The organism is Maricaulis parjimensis (assembly GCF_016817355.1).
GTDB classification, from domain to species: Bacteria; Pseudomonadota; Alphaproteobacteria; order Caulobacterales; family Maricaulaceae; genus Maricaulis; species Maricaulis parjimensis.
Window position 1 is genome coordinate 77,260 of sequence record NZ_JADOTT010000009.1, and the last position, 15,815, is coordinate 93,074.

The 15,815-nt window shown below is 62.6% G+C and carries 12 protein-coding genes and 2 tRNA genes; 3 read left to right on the top strand and 11 right to left on the bottom strand.

The features are described 5' to 3' along the window. The first annotated feature begins 67 nt into the window (after positions 1–67). Positions 68–922, top strand: a complete 855-nt coding sequence (locus I0K07_RS13905; RefSeq protein ID WP_203294445.1) for a metal-dependent hydrolase — start codon at positions 68–70, stop codon at positions 920–922. A gap of 96 nt (positions 923–1,018) precedes the next feature. Here I0K07_RS13905 and I0K07_RS13910 read toward each other — a convergent pair. Both I0K07_RS13910 and I0K07_RS13915 read right to left on the bottom strand, forming a co-directional pair. Further along, positions 1,019–1,095 (bottom strand) — tRNA-Asp (locus I0K07_RS13910). A gap of 98 nt (positions 1,096–1,193) precedes the next feature. Continuing rightward, entirely contained in the window at positions 1,194–2,459 is a 1,266-nt protein-coding gene (locus I0K07_RS13915; RefSeq protein WP_238934894.1) for an adenosylmethionine--8-amino-7-oxononanoate transaminase, read from the bottom strand. Between the two features lie 77 nt (positions 2,460–2,536). Between I0K07_RS13915 and bioF the strand changes: the two genes are divergently transcribed. Together bioF and bioD are read left to right on the top strand one after the other, a co-directional pair. Further along, positions 2,537–3,712, top strand: coding sequence for an 8-amino-7-oxononanoate synthase (bioF, locus tag I0K07_RS13920; protein ID WP_203294449.1), 1,176 nt, complete (start codon positions 2,537–2,539; stop codon positions 3,710–3,712). Beyond that, positions 3,709–4,365, top strand: a complete 657-nt coding sequence (bioD, locus tag I0K07_RS13925; RefSeq protein WP_203294451.1) for a dethiobiotin synthase — start codon at positions 3,709–3,711, stop codon at positions 4,363–4,365. The genes bioF and bioD overlap by 4 nt, the downstream gene beginning before the upstream one ends. Here the strand turns inward: bioD and I0K07_RS16065 are convergent. From I0K07_RS16065 to tig, 9 genes are all read right to left on the bottom strand, one after another. Next, positions 4,362–5,351: a D-Ala-D-Ala carboxypeptidase family metallohydrolase gene (locus I0K07_RS16065; protein WP_203294453.1), complete on the bottom strand. Its 990-nt coding sequence runs from the start codon at positions 5,349–5,351 to the stop codon at positions 4,362–4,364. The genes bioD and I0K07_RS16065 overlap by 4 nt on opposite strands. A 3-nt stretch (positions 5,352–5,354) precedes the next feature. Beyond that, positions 5,355–6,917, bottom strand: coding sequence for a L,D-transpeptidase scaffold domain-containing protein (locus tag I0K07_RS13935; protein WP_203294455.1), 1,563 nt, complete (start codon positions 6,915–6,917; stop codon positions 5,355–5,357). A gap of 137 nt (positions 6,918–7,054) precedes the next feature. Then, positions 7,055–7,130, bottom strand: a tRNA-Val gene (locus I0K07_RS13940). Between the two features lie 69 nt (positions 7,131–7,199). Then, positions 7,200–7,796, bottom strand: a complete 597-nt coding sequence (locus tag I0K07_RS13945; protein WP_203294457.1) for a TetR/AcrR family transcriptional regulator — start codon at positions 7,794–7,796, stop codon at positions 7,200–7,202. A 121-nt stretch (positions 7,797–7,917) separates the two neighbouring features. Beyond that, a complete protein-coding gene (pheA, locus tag I0K07_RS13950; RefSeq protein ID WP_203294459.1) occupies positions 7,918–9,072 on the bottom strand; it encodes a prephenate dehydratase in 1,155 nt (384 codons plus the stop codon). 300 nt (positions 9,073–9,372) lie between these two features. After that, complete coding sequence (gene lon, locus I0K07_RS13955; protein WP_203294461.1) at positions 9,373–11,778, bottom strand: endopeptidase La; 2,406 nt, start codon at positions 11,776–11,778, stop codon at positions 9,373–9,375. A gap of 156 nt (positions 11,779–11,934) precedes the next feature. Beyond that, a complete protein-coding gene (gene clpX / locus I0K07_RS13960; protein ID WP_203294463.1) occupies positions 11,935–13,206 on the bottom strand; it encodes an ATP-dependent Clp protease ATP-binding subunit ClpX in 1,272 nt (423 codons plus the stop codon). A gap of 169 nt (positions 13,207–13,375) precedes the next feature. Continuing rightward, positions 13,376–14,005 carry an ATP-dependent Clp protease proteolytic subunit gene (locus tag I0K07_RS13965; RefSeq protein ID WP_203294465.1) on the bottom strand — a complete coding sequence of 210 codons (630 nt, stop codon included), beginning with the start codon at positions 14,003–14,005 and terminating at the stop codon, positions 13,376–13,378. A 206-nt stretch (positions 14,006–14,211) separates the two neighbouring features. Next, a complete protein-coding gene (gene tig, locus I0K07_RS13970; RefSeq protein ID WP_203294467.1) occupies positions 14,212–15,765 on the bottom strand; it encodes a trigger factor in 1,554 nt (517 codons plus the stop codon). Positions 15,766–15,815 lie beyond the last annotated feature (50 nt).

The window sequence follows — 15,815 nt, forward strand, 5'->3', positions numbered from 1 at the left end:
CGCCCGGATTGACACACACCCATTTCGACCGAAAATGAACAGTGTTCACACACAGGGTTCCAAGGCCATGACGACCACGCATGCTCCCGATGATCTGGTGATCCATCCGCGCAATCTGCGCTTTGAAGCTGATGAGGCGCACCAGCGCTGGTGGCTGAACGGGGATGCCGTGGCGACGGCCTGGCACAATGCCCTCTCCATCACCTTCCCGGCCGGCGAAACCTTCTTCATCGAGAGCGTGCGGCGCTTCCAGCGCGATGTGCCGGACGAGCTGGCCAAACAGATCAAGGATTTCGCCAAACAGGAAGCCTTCCACACGCGCGAGCACAATGAATTCAATGCCCGCGTGGAAGCCGATGGCTATGAGATCGCGTCGGAAGTCTCCCGGGTCGAGGAGCGACTGGCTGAGGCCCGCAAACAGCATCCCGTCGCCCAGCTGGCGATGACGGTGGCGCTGGAGCATTTCACGGCGATCTTCGCCCATTCCGCGCTGAAAAATCCGGACCTGATGGAAAAGACGGAAGCGGAATCGCAACGCATGTGGGCCTGGCATGCCATCGAGGAGATTGAGCACAAGAGTGTCGCCTTCGACACCTATGCCCATGTCATGCGCGACGCCCCGGCCCGCAAGCGCTGGAGCATTCGCTGCCTGGTCTTCCTCAACGTCTCCCGCAATTTCATCACGAGCCGCTGGATCGAGACACGTCGCCTCCTCGCCCAGGATGGAATCACCGGCTGGTCGGCCCGCTGGAAACTGCTGGGCTACCTGCTGGGCAAGCCGGGCATTGTCCGGCGGATCATTCTGCCCTGGCTGGCCTTCCTGCGTCCGGGCTTCCACCCCTGGGATGTCGATGATCGCGAACTGATCGGCGAGGCGCAGGCGCGCTACGGCTTCCAGGATGAGGCGGTCGCGGCGGAATAGCACCGCACGCCCGAAACCCAACCGGAAACGAAAACGGCCGCCCCGAAGGAGCGGCCGTTTTTCGTTCTGCCTGCGACCAGATCCTGGAGAAGGAAATGGCGCGAGTGACGGGACTCGAACCCGCGACCTCCGGCGTGACAGGCCGGCGCTCTAACCAACTGAGCTACACCCGCTTAAGCGGCTCGCCGAAGCGAGGTGCGTTGTTTATGGGCAGACCGATTTTCGGTCAAGCGGGTTATGCGCGCGATCTGCAGATAATGCAGCGCGATTGTCAGCGCGCAGAGAAATGGGCCTGTGCCCATTGGCGAATGACGGCCAATCCGGTCTGCACAAGCGTGTCCAGATCCGTCCTGGAGATCACATAGGGCGGCATGAAATAGATGATGGAACCGAAGGGGCGCACCCAGATGCCCGACTCGACGAAGGCGGCCTTCAACCCGTCCAGATCGGGCAGGCTTTCCATCTCGATCACACCGATCGCGCCCTGCCAGCGCACATCCACCACGCCCGGGATGTCGCGGGCCTGCGGGAGGGTGGCCGCATAAACTGTTTCGATGGCGGCGACCTGTTCCAGGCGCGGCTCACGCTCGAACAGGTCGAGCGAGGCATTGGCTGCGGCACAACCGGCCGGATTGCCCATATAGGTCGGGCCGTGCATCAGGGCGGCGGAGGCCTCGTCAGACCAGAAATCCTGGAAGATGCGGCGTGAGGCGATGGCCGCCGCCAGCGGCAACGTGCCACCGGTCAGCGCCTTGGAGACGGTCAAGATGTCCGGCACGACCCCGGCCTTCTCGCAGGCGAACATCGTGCCCAGCCGCCCGAACCCGGTCATGATCTCATCCAGGATCAGGGGCAGGCCATGCCGGTCGCAGGCGGCGCGTATCCGCTGCAGGGTTTCGGCGGAAAAGAATCGCATCCCGCCTGCGCCCTGAACCAGGGGTTCGGTGATCACACCGGCGATCTGGCCGGCATGTTCGCTCAACAGCGCCTCGAACCGGGCCGTACTGTCTTCGTCGACGGGCAGATCGGCGATGATCTGCCGTGGCAGCGCCCCGGCGAACAGGGTGTGCATCCCCTCCTCCGGATCACAGACCGACATGGTGGCGATCGTGTCGCCATGATAGCCGCCGCGGAAACAGACAAAGCGGGTGCGGCCGCGCTCGCCGCGATTGATGAAGGACTGGACCGCCATTTTCATCGCGATCTCGACGGAGACGGAGCCGGATTCGCAGAAGAAGACATGATCCAGATCGCCCGGCGCCAGGGCTGCGAGGCGGCTGGCGAGGCGTTCGGCGGGTTCGTGGGTCAGCCCACCCAGCATGACGTGGGAGAGCTGTCCCACCTGTTCCTGGATGGCCGAGACGATATGGGGATGGGAATAGCCATGCACCGTCGTCCACCAGGAGGAGACGCCGTCAATCAGGCTGCGCCCGTCGGCCAGATGCAGACGGACACCCTGCGCCGAGACAACCGGCAGCGCGTCCGGTGTGGTCTTCATCTGGGTGTAGGGACGCCAGAGATGGGGGAAGTCGGTCATGGGCATTACGCGATTGTGTGAAGCCGATATCAGGGCCGGGCTTTAGCAGGCCTCAAATCTGTGCGACAGGGCCGGTCATGACTTCTTTTCAGTCCCTCGATGCCTTTGCTGCCGGCAAGCTGGAAACGCTGGACCGCAAGGCCCTGCGCCGCCAGCCACGCGAGACCCGTCACAGCGATGCCGTGACGGTGGAGCGCGATGGCCGCTCGCTGATCAATGCCTGTTCCAATGACTATCTTGGGCTGGCGCATCATCCCGAAGTGATCGAGGCGGCGCGGGAAGCAACAGCGCGCTGGGGGACCGGATCCGGGGCTTCGCGCCTGGTCACGGGCGGACACCCGCTCCTGTTTGAACTGGAAGCCCGGCTGGCAGCGTTCAAGGGCACGCAGGACTGTCTGGTTTTCGGGTCCGGCTATCTGGCCAATCTGGCCATCACACCGGCCCTGGTGGGAGCGGGTGATCTCGTCCTGATCGACCAGCTGGCCCATGCTTGTCTTTTTGCCGGGGCGCGTCTGTCCGGGGCCCGTGTCGAAGTGTTCCGGCACAATGACATGGCGCATCTGTCGGACCTGCTGACCACGCATCGCGCCTCAGCCCGTCACGCCATGGTGCTGACCGATGGCGTCTTCTCCATGGATGGGGATCTGGCGCCGCTGCCGCACATGCTGGCCCTGGCCGAACAGCATGATGCCTGGACCCTGGTCGATGACGCGCACGGGATCGGCACGCTGGGCGGTGGACGCGGATCGGCGCATGCCTTCGAGCCTGCGGCCGAGGCGCCCCTTCAGATGGGAACCCTGTCCAAGGCCCTGGGAAGCTATGGCGGCTATTTGTGCGCCTCGCATACTGTCTGCGAGCTGTTGCGCAGCCGGGCCCGCCCCCTTGTCTTCACCACCGCCCTGCCCCCGGCCAGCGTGGCCGCGGCGCTGAAGGCGCTGGATCTGATCGCGGCTGATCCGGATTTGTGTGCCCGGCCCTTGCGGCTGGCGGAGCGCTTCTGCACGGCGCTGGGCCTGGCCAAGCCGGTCTCGCCGATCGTTCCGGTGGTGCTGGGATCGTCCGAGCGCGCACTGTCGGTCTCCAAGGCGCTGGAAGCGCAAGGCTTCCTGGTCACAGCCATCCGTCCGCCCACGGTTCCGGACGGGACGGCCCGTCTGCGCATCACGTTTTCGGCCGCCCATCGCGAAAACGACATTGATCGGCTGGCCGCAAGCCTTGCCAGCCTGACCGCGAGCGTTGAAGCTGCGCAATGATGCGACCGCTTTTCTTCACCGGCACCGGAACCGATATCGGCAAGACCCATGTCCTGTGCGCCCTGCTCAGCGCTCATCGCGCGGCTGGCGGCAAGGCGCGCGTGCTCAAACCGGTGATCTCCGGCTTTGATCCGGCGCAGCTGAACGAGACCGATACGATCCGGCTGATGCGCGCCAATGGCGAGGCCCTGAACGGGCAGAATGTCCAGGCAGTCTCGCCCTGGCGGTTCAAGCCGGCCCTGTCACCGGACATGGCGGCCCGCCGGGAACGCCGCAGCCTCCTGTTGGACAAGGTGGTGAGCTGGTGTCTGGACCATATCGACCGGGCCATGCCGACCGTGATCGAGGGCGCTGGCGGGGTGATGTCGCCGATCGCCGAAGATGGTCTCAATCTGGACCTGATCCGGGAGCTGGATGCCCGCCCCGTTCTGGTGACAGGCAATTATCTGGGCATGATCTCGCACACGCTGACCGCCATTCGCGTGCTGGACGGACGCTGCACGGTGATCATCAATGATCGCGGTGATGGCGCGGTCCCCGCCGAGGAAAACGCGCAGGCCCTGGAGCGCTTTGCGCCCCGGGCCGATGTGCGCATTTTCAGCGGGAGCGCTGACAGCCTGCTGGACCTGCTGACGGAAACGCCGGTCGGCTAGCTGCGACCCCAACGGGCCCGCCAGCCGCGTTCGTCGACATGGACGAAGGCGCCATGGTGGGAGTTCGGGCCGTATTCGCCCAGCCCGCCAGCCTGCCAATCCTCATTGCCGGAGGCCGCCATGCCTTCGACGAGATCGTAGAGGACGGCGGCATCCTGGCGATCGAGCACGCCATCGCCATTGAGGTCATCCATCACGCCATTACCGTCGGTATCGATGAAGATATCGGCCGCGCCGCCATAGATGTGGCGGGAATTCCGGCCATTGCCGAGCCCGGCATTGTAGGCGGGCGTGCGATAGCCGGACATGACGGTGAAACCATCCGTGCGCCAGCCGCGCTCATTCACCGCTTCCAGGATGTTTTCCAGTTTCAGGACCAGGCGTTCGGAGACGACGAGATAGGCCGGGCCTTCGCCGACTTCCTGCTTGCACAGGAATTGGCCGAGGGTGAAGTGCGGGGAAAGCGGCAGATCCTCTATCCCCTCGCCGACTTCCACGAAATATTCCGGGGCCCGGTAGTTTTCCTGACCGCGATAGGGTTCGGCGGGATATTCGCCGATCCGGTAGCCATTGATCTGTTCGTCGCCGGCTTCCCGGCGGCGCATGACGACGAGGTTGAGATGCATCTCCTCGCCGCTTTCACTGGTCACGATGAGTTCGTGACGCCCCGGATCATCCGGTGCGTGCCAGTCCAGGGCGAGCTGCGCCTCGCCCTCGGCCAGTTCCTCGGCTTCATGACGCCAGCGCACCGGCTCATTGGCGGTCAGGTCCAGCTGTTCGCCGGGCCGGACAAAAAGGGTGAAGCGTTCAAGGCCAATCTCCAGCCCACTGGCCGTGCTGACCGTGAAACCGGTCCGACCGGGATCATAGGGCGGATTGAAATCTTCCACGATGACCGGGGATGCCGCACCGACGACGATACCGTCATCAGCCGCGTCGGAAACAGGGGTAAGGGCGGTTGTCGCCAACAGGAACCACGCAGACACATTCTACTCCTGATCTGACGGACTACCCCCCGATAGGCCGTGGATAATGCTCTGATCCTTGTCATATAGGTCCGCGACAAAGCGGATATAAGGTGCCTGCGACGGAATGACCGTCCAATAGACAACATGAACCGGTATTCGGGCCGTCAAATCGACCCGGGTTTCCGTGTCGCCCGCGGCCACTTCATCGATGCGTTCGGCATTCCAGCCGGTCTGTCCCTCGGCCACCCAATGGGCGAGATCAATGGGCTGGTCGACCCGCATGCAGCCGGAGGAATAGGCCCGCCGGCTCTCCTGGAAGAGATGACGTCCGGGCGTGTCGTGAAGATAGGTATTGTGCGGATTGGGAAAGATAAACTTTATTTCTCCCAATGCGTTATGCTCACCGGGCGCCTGTCTCAGACGGTAGGGAAACGGGTGCGCCGGCACTTCATTCCAGTCCAGCTCCGACGTATCGACGATATTGTCTTCCGCATCGAGGACCTGGAAACCGAGACGCTCCACCATGTCCGGGTCGCGCCGGAAGGCCGGCAATTCGTCCCGGACGGCCAGCGAGTATGGCGTCTCCCACCAGGGATTGATGATAAAATATGCAAGCTCGGCGGAAAAAACCGGCGTGGGCCGGCTGGTCCGGCCGACGATAAGCCTGTGCTGATCGACGATTTCGCCATCCTCGAGAATATCGAGGGTGAAATCGGGAATATTGACGCGCAGGGAGCGGCCCGGTTCCGCAGCCGGACGCCAGCGGCGGCGCTCCATATTGGCGGCAATCTGGTCGACGCGCTGTTGCGGTGTGATGGCGAGCCAGGCCTGCATCTCCTCACCGACAATCCCGTCATCATCCAGATGCGCCGCACGCTGGATGCGCAGGACGGCCGCCCGCATGTCGGCATCGAACAGGTCGCGTTCCTCCGGGGCGACCTGGAGGGTGACATGACCCTCCGCTTCCAGCCGGGCGCGCAATTGGGCGATGCGCGGGCCGCGATCATCCAGATGCAGGGCTTCACCGGCTTCCAGGACCGGCCAGGCCCCCTTCTCTGCGACATCGCGGAAATTCTGCAAGCCCTCGCGCAGGCGCTGATAATCCTCGCTCTGCGGTGCGAGACGCTCCAGGCTGGCCGAGACCGCGCCCAGTTCCAGCGCCAGCTCCAGGCGGGCCGCGAGGTCCAGCGGCCGGTAAGGCAGGCTCCAGCCGGATTCATAGGTGTAGGGATCGAGGCGGCCGCGGGCGAGGTCATGGGCCAAATCGATCCAGGCGCGCGTGGCCAGGATATCGATCTCGCGATCCGCCCGGGCCGGGTCGGCGCTTTCCAGCGCGGTCAGCGCATAGTCCTGCGGGTTGAGGCCATGAGACGCCGCACCCCGGATCGCGTCGAGCAATTGCGTATAGGCGCTGGTATCGGCACCGCCCGTCCAGGCCAGGGCCTGATCGCGCCGGGCATAAAAACGATCAAGCTCGAGGCAGGACGCGCACTCGACCGCTTCCAGCCCGGAAACCGGCTGGTCTTCGAAGGGTTCGGCACTGCACAGGCCGGAGGCCAGAAGAGCGGCAAGGAAGACGGACACGCCGGATCACTCGTGATTGAAAAACCCCATCCGGACTAGCCGGGCGGCGGGAAAGGAGCAAGGGCCAGATTGGCCGGAGACGGTCTCCAAGCCCATGCGGCGTGCTGTCCCAGCGTGCGGGTTACAAGGGGAAGGAATGGTGGGCGGTGAGGGGCTCGAACCCCCGACCCTCTCGGTGTAAACGAGATGCTCTCCCAACTGAGCTAACCGCCCGTTCCAATGGCCCCAACCGGGTGGGGACGCGCTTTCTAGTCTGGCAGGCCGGGACGTGGCAAGTCCCCGTCAGAGACGCTGTGCAGCGTTGCACAACATGCCCGTCACGACGAGGTCAATCTGGGCAAGGACTTCGGAGACAGGATCACTGACCCGCGCATTGGGCAGGCCGACCGTGATGATGCCGTGCACGGCAGCCCAGACAGCCCGTGATGCCCGCATGCGATGGTCCACATCAGCAAAGCCCGGCGCCCGGGCCAGTTCATTGGCGATGATGTTGAGAAGCTCATCCTCGACATCATGATATGGCTTCGGCAGGGCCGCGCCATGCCGGGCATTGAAGGTCAGCAAGGCGCTCCAGCGCGCATTCTGGCTGACCACGAATTCAATATAGGCCCGGGCCAGGACCATGAGGCGATCATGGACGGCCGTTTCCGGCAGTTTGGCAGCGGCCAGGGCCGCGTCATGATGATCGGCGATGTCCTGATAGGTCTGAAGGTTCAGTTCCTGGATCAGGTCATCAATATCGCCAAAGAGCTTGTAGATTGAGCCCACGGACAGGCCGGCGCGGCGCGCAATCGTGCGGGCCTGCATGCCCTTGAGGCCTTCCTCGGCCAGCAATTCCCCTGCGGCCGCAAGCGCTTGCTCACGGACCTCAGGTGTCAAACCCGGTCGGCCGCGCGGCCGCGAAGCCGGCCGGGTTTCAGTGTTCGGCGTCGTTCCCATACCTGCAAACTAGGCCGGTTTGGCAGGGCGAACAATGTTCATTCGTACGTCGGGTATGTTCTTACTCAGCCGCGCTGACCCGGTCGATCGCATCGGCCGCATAACAACCCAGCAGCTTGATCTCCCGCGTATGTTCTTCCAGCACGGACATGGCTTCCTTGATCGGCTTGTCCTCGACATGCCCCTCAACATCCATGATGAACATCTCTTCCCAGGGATTGCCGGCAATCGGACGCGATTCCAGCTTCACCAGGTTGATGCCATTGTCGCGGAAGCCCAGCAGGGCATCGACGAGACAGCCCGGCGTGTCGCGCGTGGTGAACATCATCGAGGTCTTGCTCTCCACTTCCCGGGTCGGGAAGGAGGATTTGCGGCCGATCACGATGAAACGGGTGATGTTCTGCTCGTGGTCTCCGATCCCGCGCTCCAGGATGTCCATGCCGAACAGGCGGGCGGCATCCTCACCGGCGACGGCGCAGGCCGTGTCATCATCTTCCAGAAGGCGCTCCAGCGCCCGCGTGGTGGACGCGGCCATATGGGTCTCCAGCTCCGGATGGGAGGAGATGTAGCGGCGGCACTGGGCGAGCGCCTGCGGGTGACCATAGACGCGGTTGAGACGCCCCTGCCCGCTGGCCTTGCCCACCAGGCAGTGATCCACGCGCAGGAAGAACTCCCCGATGATCTGGGTCTTGGAATTGATCAGGATGTCATAGACTTCATTGATCGAACCGGTCGTCGTGTTCTCGATCGGGATGACGCCGAAATCGACTTCGGCATTCTCCACCGAGCGGAAAATCGAGATGAAGTCGCGCTTGGGTGACGGGACGACGGTGGCATTACGGCGTTCGAAGACTTTCTGGGCCGCGATATGGCTGTAACTGCCCGGACCGCCGAGATAGGCGACGCTGGCCTCATTGAGCTCGGCATTGCGCATGCTGTCGAAACGCTCGCGCTGGCGGCGGATCGAGATCTCGAACAGATTGTGGAACAAGTCCTCGACGACCTTGTCCGGCACGCCCTTCTCGCGGCCCAGTTCCAGGGCCCCTTTCAGAACGGCAGCCTCTCGCTCGCGGTCACGCACGGGATGACCGCTGCGCACCTTGGCCTCGAGGATTTCCTCCACCAGATCGGATCGCCGTGCGATCGCCTCGATCAATTCCCGGTCGATCGCCGTGATTTCCTCGCGGATCTCGTCCCGGCTCTTGCCACTCGCCATGATGCTCGTCCTTCATTCAGGCAAAAGAAAAGGGCCTCCCCGGTGGGGGAGGCCCTGGTAAACTCGTCGCTTTCGCGCGCGTCAGCCGGCCACCGCCCCCACACGGGTTGCGTTGGTAAAATAGCCAGCAAAATAGAACGTCGCGAAAGTCATGCGCGCACCTTGGCGGCGGTTTCGTGCAAGGTCAATGCGCAATTCCCGAAACATGCAGCTGGATGCGCAAGAAATGTGTCCAGCGTGACGGGGCAAAAAAAAGGGGTGGCCGGAGCCACCCCTTCTTCTTTCCGGTTTTCAGCCAGCCTAGTGGGCGACGGCCGGACCGCCGGTCTCGCCGGAGGGCTGGGAGGCGATGGCGGCCAGGGCCGCTTCATCGGCCTCGGTCCATTCCACCGGCTCGACCGCTTCGGTGAGGGCGTGGCGCAGGACCTGGTCGACGGTTTCCACCGGGATGATCTCCAGGCCCGCCTTCACATTGTCCGGGATCTCGGCGAGATCCTTTTCATTGTCCTGCGGGATGAGGACCGTCTTCACACCCCCGCGCAGGGCGGCCAGAAGCTTCTCCTTGAGGCCGCCGATCGGCAGGACCCGGCCGCGCAGGGTGATCTCGCCGGTCATGGCGATATCCTTGCGCACCGGCACGCCGGTCAGCACGGAGACAATGGCCGTCATCATGCCGATACCGGCCGACGGGCCATCTTTCGGCGTGGCGCCTTCCGGCACGTGGACGTGGATGTCGGACGAGCGGAACACGGTCGGCTTGATGCCGAGCGAGGGCGCGCGGGACTGGACGAAGGAATTCGCCGCGGAGATGGACTCCTTCATGACGTCCTTCAGATTGCCCGTGACCTTCATGTTTCCGCGGCCCGGCATGCGCACGGCTTCGATGGTGAGCAAATCGCCGCCGACTTCCGTCCAGGCCAGACCCGTGACGATGCCGACCTGGTCTTCCTTGTCGGTTTCACCGAAGCGGAATTTGCGGACACCGGCATATTCGCCGAGATTGTCCGGCGTGATGGTGACGCTGGTCGCCTTCCCGCTTTCGATCTGTCGGACCGATTTACGGGCCAGATTGGCAATCTCGCGCTCCAGGCTCCGCACACCGGCTTCGCGGGTGTAATAGCGGATCAGATCCCGCAGACCGGCTTCTTCCAGTGCCCACTCACCCTCTTTGAGACCGTGGTTTTTCAGGGTCTTGGGAATGAGGTGGCGTTTCGCGATCTCGACCTTCTCGTCTTCCGTATAGCCGGCGATGCGGATGATCTCCATCCGGTCGAGAAGCGGCTGCGGCAGGTTGAGCGAGTTGGCCGTGGTCACGAACATGATGTCGGACAGGTCGTAATCAACTTCCAGATAATGGTCGTTGAAGGTGGCATTCTGTTCCGGATCGAGCACTTCGAGCAGGGCCGAAGCGGGATCGCCGCGATAATCGGCGCCGAGCTTGTCGATCTCGTCGAGCAGGAAAAGCGGATTGGCCGCCTTCACCTTCTTCATCGACTGGATGATGCGGCCCGGCATGGAGCCGATATAGGTGCGGCGGTGACCGCGGATCTCGGCCTCATCCCGCACGCCGCCCAGCGACATGCGCACGAATTCGCGGCCCGTCGCCTTGGCGATGGAGCGGCCGAGCGAGGTCTTACCGACGCCCGGAGGGCCGACCAGGCACAGGATCGGGCCGCGCATCTTCTTGGTGCGCGCCTGGACCGCCAGGTGTTCCAGAATGCGTTCCTTGACCTTTTCCAGCCCGTAATGATCGGACTCAAGAATGCCCTCGGCGCGATTGAGATCACTCTTCAGACGCTTCCGCTTGTTCCAGGGCAGCGCCAGGATCCAGTCGAGATAATTGCGCACGACGGTCGCTTCCGCGGACATCGGGCTCATCTGACGGAGTTTCTTGAACTCGGCATCGGCCTTGGCGCGGGCTTCCTTGGGCAGTTTGGCTTCGGCCAGGCGTTCTTCCAGCTCGGCGAGTTCCTCGCGGCTGTCATCGCCCTCACCCAGCTCGCGCTGGATCGCCTTCATCTGCTCATTGAGATAATATTCGCGCTGGGTCTTCTCCATCTGGCGCTTCACGCGCGAGCGGATTTTCTTCTCCACCTGCAGCACGCCGATCTCGCCTTCCATCAGGCCAAGAATGCGTTCCAGACGACGCACGACATCGGGCTCTTCCAACAGCGCCTGCTTGTCCTCGATCTTCACGGCGAGGTGAGCGGAAATGCTGTCCGCCAGCTTGCCTGCCTCGGTGATCTGGGACAGGGAAGCCAGCGCTTCCGGCGGCACTTTCTTGTTGAGCTTGACGTAATCGTCGAACTTGGCGGCGACCGTGCGCATCAGCGCTTCCAGCTCCGCATCCTCGCCCGTGTCCTCATCGATCACACTGCACAGGGCCTCGTAATACTCCTCACGCGGCGTGTAGCCGGTGATGTCGACGCGGACACCACCCTCGACCAGGACTTTCACCGTCCCGTCGGGCAGTTTCAGCAATTGCAGGACAGAGGCGATCACACCGGTATTGTGGATCGCATCGGGCTGGGGTTCATCATCGGCAGCACTCTTCTGGGTGGCCAGAAGGATCTGCTTGTCCGCCTTCATCACCTCTTCCAGCGCCTTGACCGATTTCTCGCGCCCGACGAAGAGCGGCACGATCATGTGCGGAAATACGACAATGTCCCGAAGCGGGAGAAGCGGAAGTGTCTTGGTATCGGACATTATAACTCCTGCGCGCCCTTATCATCGGGCGCGTCGTGATCCGGGGGCGAACCCCCGGATTTCGTGACTCAAACCGGGCAGGATGCAGTACGGCTCCGCGAGGAGTGACCGCCCCACCCTTTCTGACTCAAAAGGTGGATACGCTGTGACCCGAAATCAAGCGCCGGTGCGCTTGTCGTCCTGCCGTTCCGCATAGATGAAGAGCGGTTTCGCATTGCCTTCAACGACTTCGCCATTGACCACAATCTCTTCCACGCCTTCCAGGCTGGGCAGTTCGAACATCGTCTCGAGCAGGATGCCTTCCATGATGGAGCGCAGACCGCGGGCACCCGTCTTGCGGGCAATCGCTCGATTGGCGATGGCCTTGAGGGCATCCTCGGTGAAGGTCAGGCCCACGCCTTCCATCTCGAACAGGCGCTGGTACTGCTTGACCAGAGCGTTCTTCGGCTCGGTCAGGATCTGCACCAGGGCGTCCTCATCGAGGTCTTCCAGGGTGGCGATGACCGGCAGACGGCCGACGAATTCCGGGATCAGGCCGAAGCGCAGCAGATCATCCGGCTCCACTTCGCGCAGGATTTCGCCCGTGCGGCGGGCATCCGGTTCACGCACATCGGCACCGAAGCCGATCGAGGACCCCTGCCCACGCTGGGAGATCACCTTGTCGAGACCGGCGAAAGCGCCGCCGACGACGAAGAGGATATTGGTCGTGTCCACTTGCAGGAATTCCTGCTGGGGATGCTTGCGGCCACCCTGCGGCGGCACGGAGGCAACCGTGCCTTCCATGATTTTCAGCAGGGCCTGCTGCACGCCCTCACCCGACACGTCACGCGTGATGGACGGGTTGTCGGACTTACGGGAAATCTTGTCGATCTCGTCGATATAGACGATGCCGCGCTGGGCCCGCTCGACATTGTAGTCGGCGGACTGAAGCAGTTTCAGGACGATGTTCTCGACATCCTCACCGACATAACCGGCTTCGGTCAGCGTGGTGGCGTCGGCCATGGTGAAGGGCACATCCAGGATGCGCGCCAGCGTCTGGGCCAGCAGCGTCTTGCCGCAACCCGTCGGGCCGATCAGCAGGATGTTCGACTTGGCCAGTTCCACATCCGCATTCTGGGACGCGTGGTTGAGGCGCTTGTAGTGGTTGTGCACGGCGACCGCGAGCACGCGCTTGGCATGCGACTGGCCGATCACATAATCGTTGAGAACGCCGAAGATTTCTTGCGGGGAAGGAACGCCTTCCTTGGATTTGACCAGGGAGGACTTGTTCTCCTCACGGATGATGTCCATGCAGAGTTCGACGCATTCATCGCAGATGAATACGGTGGGCCCGGCAATGAGTTTGCGAACCTCGTGCTGGCTCTTTCCGCAGAAAGAACAGTAGAGCGTGTTCTTCGACTCGCCGTCTGTGCCCGTCGTCTTACTCATGACAGCTCCAATTCAACCCGCAGACACAAGATTATGCCTGCTTTCGCGTTCAGCTTCCTGCAAAATCAGGGCCGAACTTTAGCGAAAGGTTTCCAACCCTGCTTATTCGATCACACGGACGCAGTGGTGATCAACCACCAAAGCTTCATCGTGTGATCACGTCCGCGGATCAGTCACCATCCTTTTCACCGGTTCCACGCGTCTCGTGGACCTGGTCAATCAGACCGAATTCCAGGCCTTCCTGGGCCGACATGAAGTTGTCGCGATCCAGGGCAGCTTCGATTTCTTCATACTTGCGGCCGGTGTGGTGCACGTAAATCTCGTTCAGCCGGCGCTTGATCTTCATGATGTCCGCCGCGTGGCGTTCAATGTCCGAAGCCTGGCCGCGGAAACCGCCGGAGGGCTGGTGCACCATGATGCGCGCATTCGGCGTCGCGAAGCGCATGTCCTTCTCACCGGCCGTCAGCAGGAGCGAACCCATGGAGGCCGCCATGCCCAGGCAGATCGTGGAGACCGGGCTGCGGATGTACTGCATCGTGTCGTAAATCCCCAGGCCCGCCGAGACCACACCGCCCGGCGAGTTGATGTACATGGAGATTTCCTTCTTCGGATTTTCCGATTCCAGGAAGAGCAGCTGGGCGATGATCAGGCTCGCCATGTGATCTTCAATCGGACCGGTCACGAAGATGATGCGCTCCTTGAGGAGGCGCGAATAAATGTCGAAGGAGCGTTCGCCCCGACTGGTCTGCTCGACGACGATCGGAACCAGATTCATCGCCACGTCCTGGGGATCATACATGTCGCGCTCCTTGGGGTTACGGCAGCCGGATGGCGCCGATTCACTTCAGACGGGTATTACAAATATTGCGGTGCCCGGGCCTGTGTGCAAGGCACGTCCTGCAGGAAGGCCTGCGCAAGCGCGGTTAATATCCACGACCAAACGCCCAAAGAAAAACGCCGGTGCGGGTGGCACCGGCGTTTTCTGTGTGTCCTGGAAGGGCCTGATCAGGCGTCCTTCTTGGCCGCTTTCTTGGCCGGAGCCTTTTTGGCGGGAGCCTTCTTGGCGGCCGGCTTGTCATCAGACTTGGCAGCTGCCTTCTTGGCCGGAGCCTTTTTCTTGGCGGCCGGCTTCTTCTCGCCGTCTTCCGCCTTGGCTGCGGCTTTCTTGGCCGGGGCCTTCTTTTTGGCCGGAGCCTTCTTGGCCGGCTTGGCCGGAGCCTCGTCCTCGTCCGCGTAGAGCGCGTCCTTGGACACGGTCACGTCGGACACGTCCGCCAGTTCGAGGATGTAGTCGACGACCTTTTCCTCATAGAGCGGCGCGCGCAGCTGGGCGACGGCCTGCGGGTTCTTCTGGTAGAACTCGACCACCTGGCGCTCCTGGCCCGGATAGCGCACGGCTTCCTGGTTGATGGCGCGGGAGAGTTCTTCCTGGGTCACGTCGACATTGTTGCGACGGCCGATCTCGGCGAGGACCAGGCCCAGGCGCACGCGGCGCTCGGCAATGCCCGAATACTCGGCCTTCAGCTCGTCTTCCGACTTGCCCTTGTCTTCGTCTTCGAGGTGATCGTGCTCGATGGCGTGCTGGATTTCGCGCCAGATATTGTCGAACTCGGCTTCCACCATTTTCGGCGGCAGGTCGAAGGTGTGGGCGGCATCCAGGGCATCCAGCAAGTGACGCTTGGTCTTCATGCGGGATTGCTGGGCGTGCTCACGCTCGAAATTGGACTTCAGCGCGTCCTTCAGGGCGTCCAGATCATCCAGACCCAGACGCTTGGCCAGCTCGTCATCGACCTTGGCTTCGCCCGGGGCCTCGACGGCCTTCACGGTGACGTCGAACACGGCAGCCTTACCGGCCAGGTGTGCAGCCTGGTAGTTCTCCGGGAAGGTCACGTTCAGCTCACGCTCTTCGCCGGTCTTGGCGCCGATCAGCTGTTCTTCGAAGCCCGGGATGAAGGCACCATCGCCGATAGCGACGCGGGCATCCTCGGCGGAACCGCCTTCAAACGGCTCGCCATCCAGCTTGCCGACGAAATCGATGACGACGACGTCGCCCTCTTCCGCCTTGGCGTTCTTGCCGCCCTTCTTGGCGGAGAATTCGCGGTTCTCACCGGCCAGGCGCTCGAGCGCTTCGTTGATTTCAGCGTCTTCGACATCGGCGACCGGACGGTCGATCTTCAGCTTGGCCGGATCGGCCGGCTCGAAGTCGGGCATGATTTCCAGCGAGATCTCGAAGGTGAAGTCGGCCTTGCCGCCCATCACGTCCTTGGCTTCGCTGACCACTTTCACGTCCGGCTGGGTGGCCGGGCGGATATTCTTCTCATCGAGCGTCTTCTGGGTGGTTTCCGGAACCAGCTCATTGAGCAGGTCACCCATGATGCTTTCGCCGAACATCTTGCGGATGTGGCTGGAGGGCACCTTGCCCGGGCGGAAGCCTTTCAGGCGGACTTCCGGGCGGATTTCTTCGATCTTCGCATCCAGGCGAGCTTTCAGATCATCTTTCGGAAAGGTGATCTCGTAGGTACGGCTCAAGCCTTCGGAGGATTTCTCGATGACGTTCATGGGTTGGCCTTAGATGTTACAGTTCGTGCGGATGATATCCGCGTGCAAAA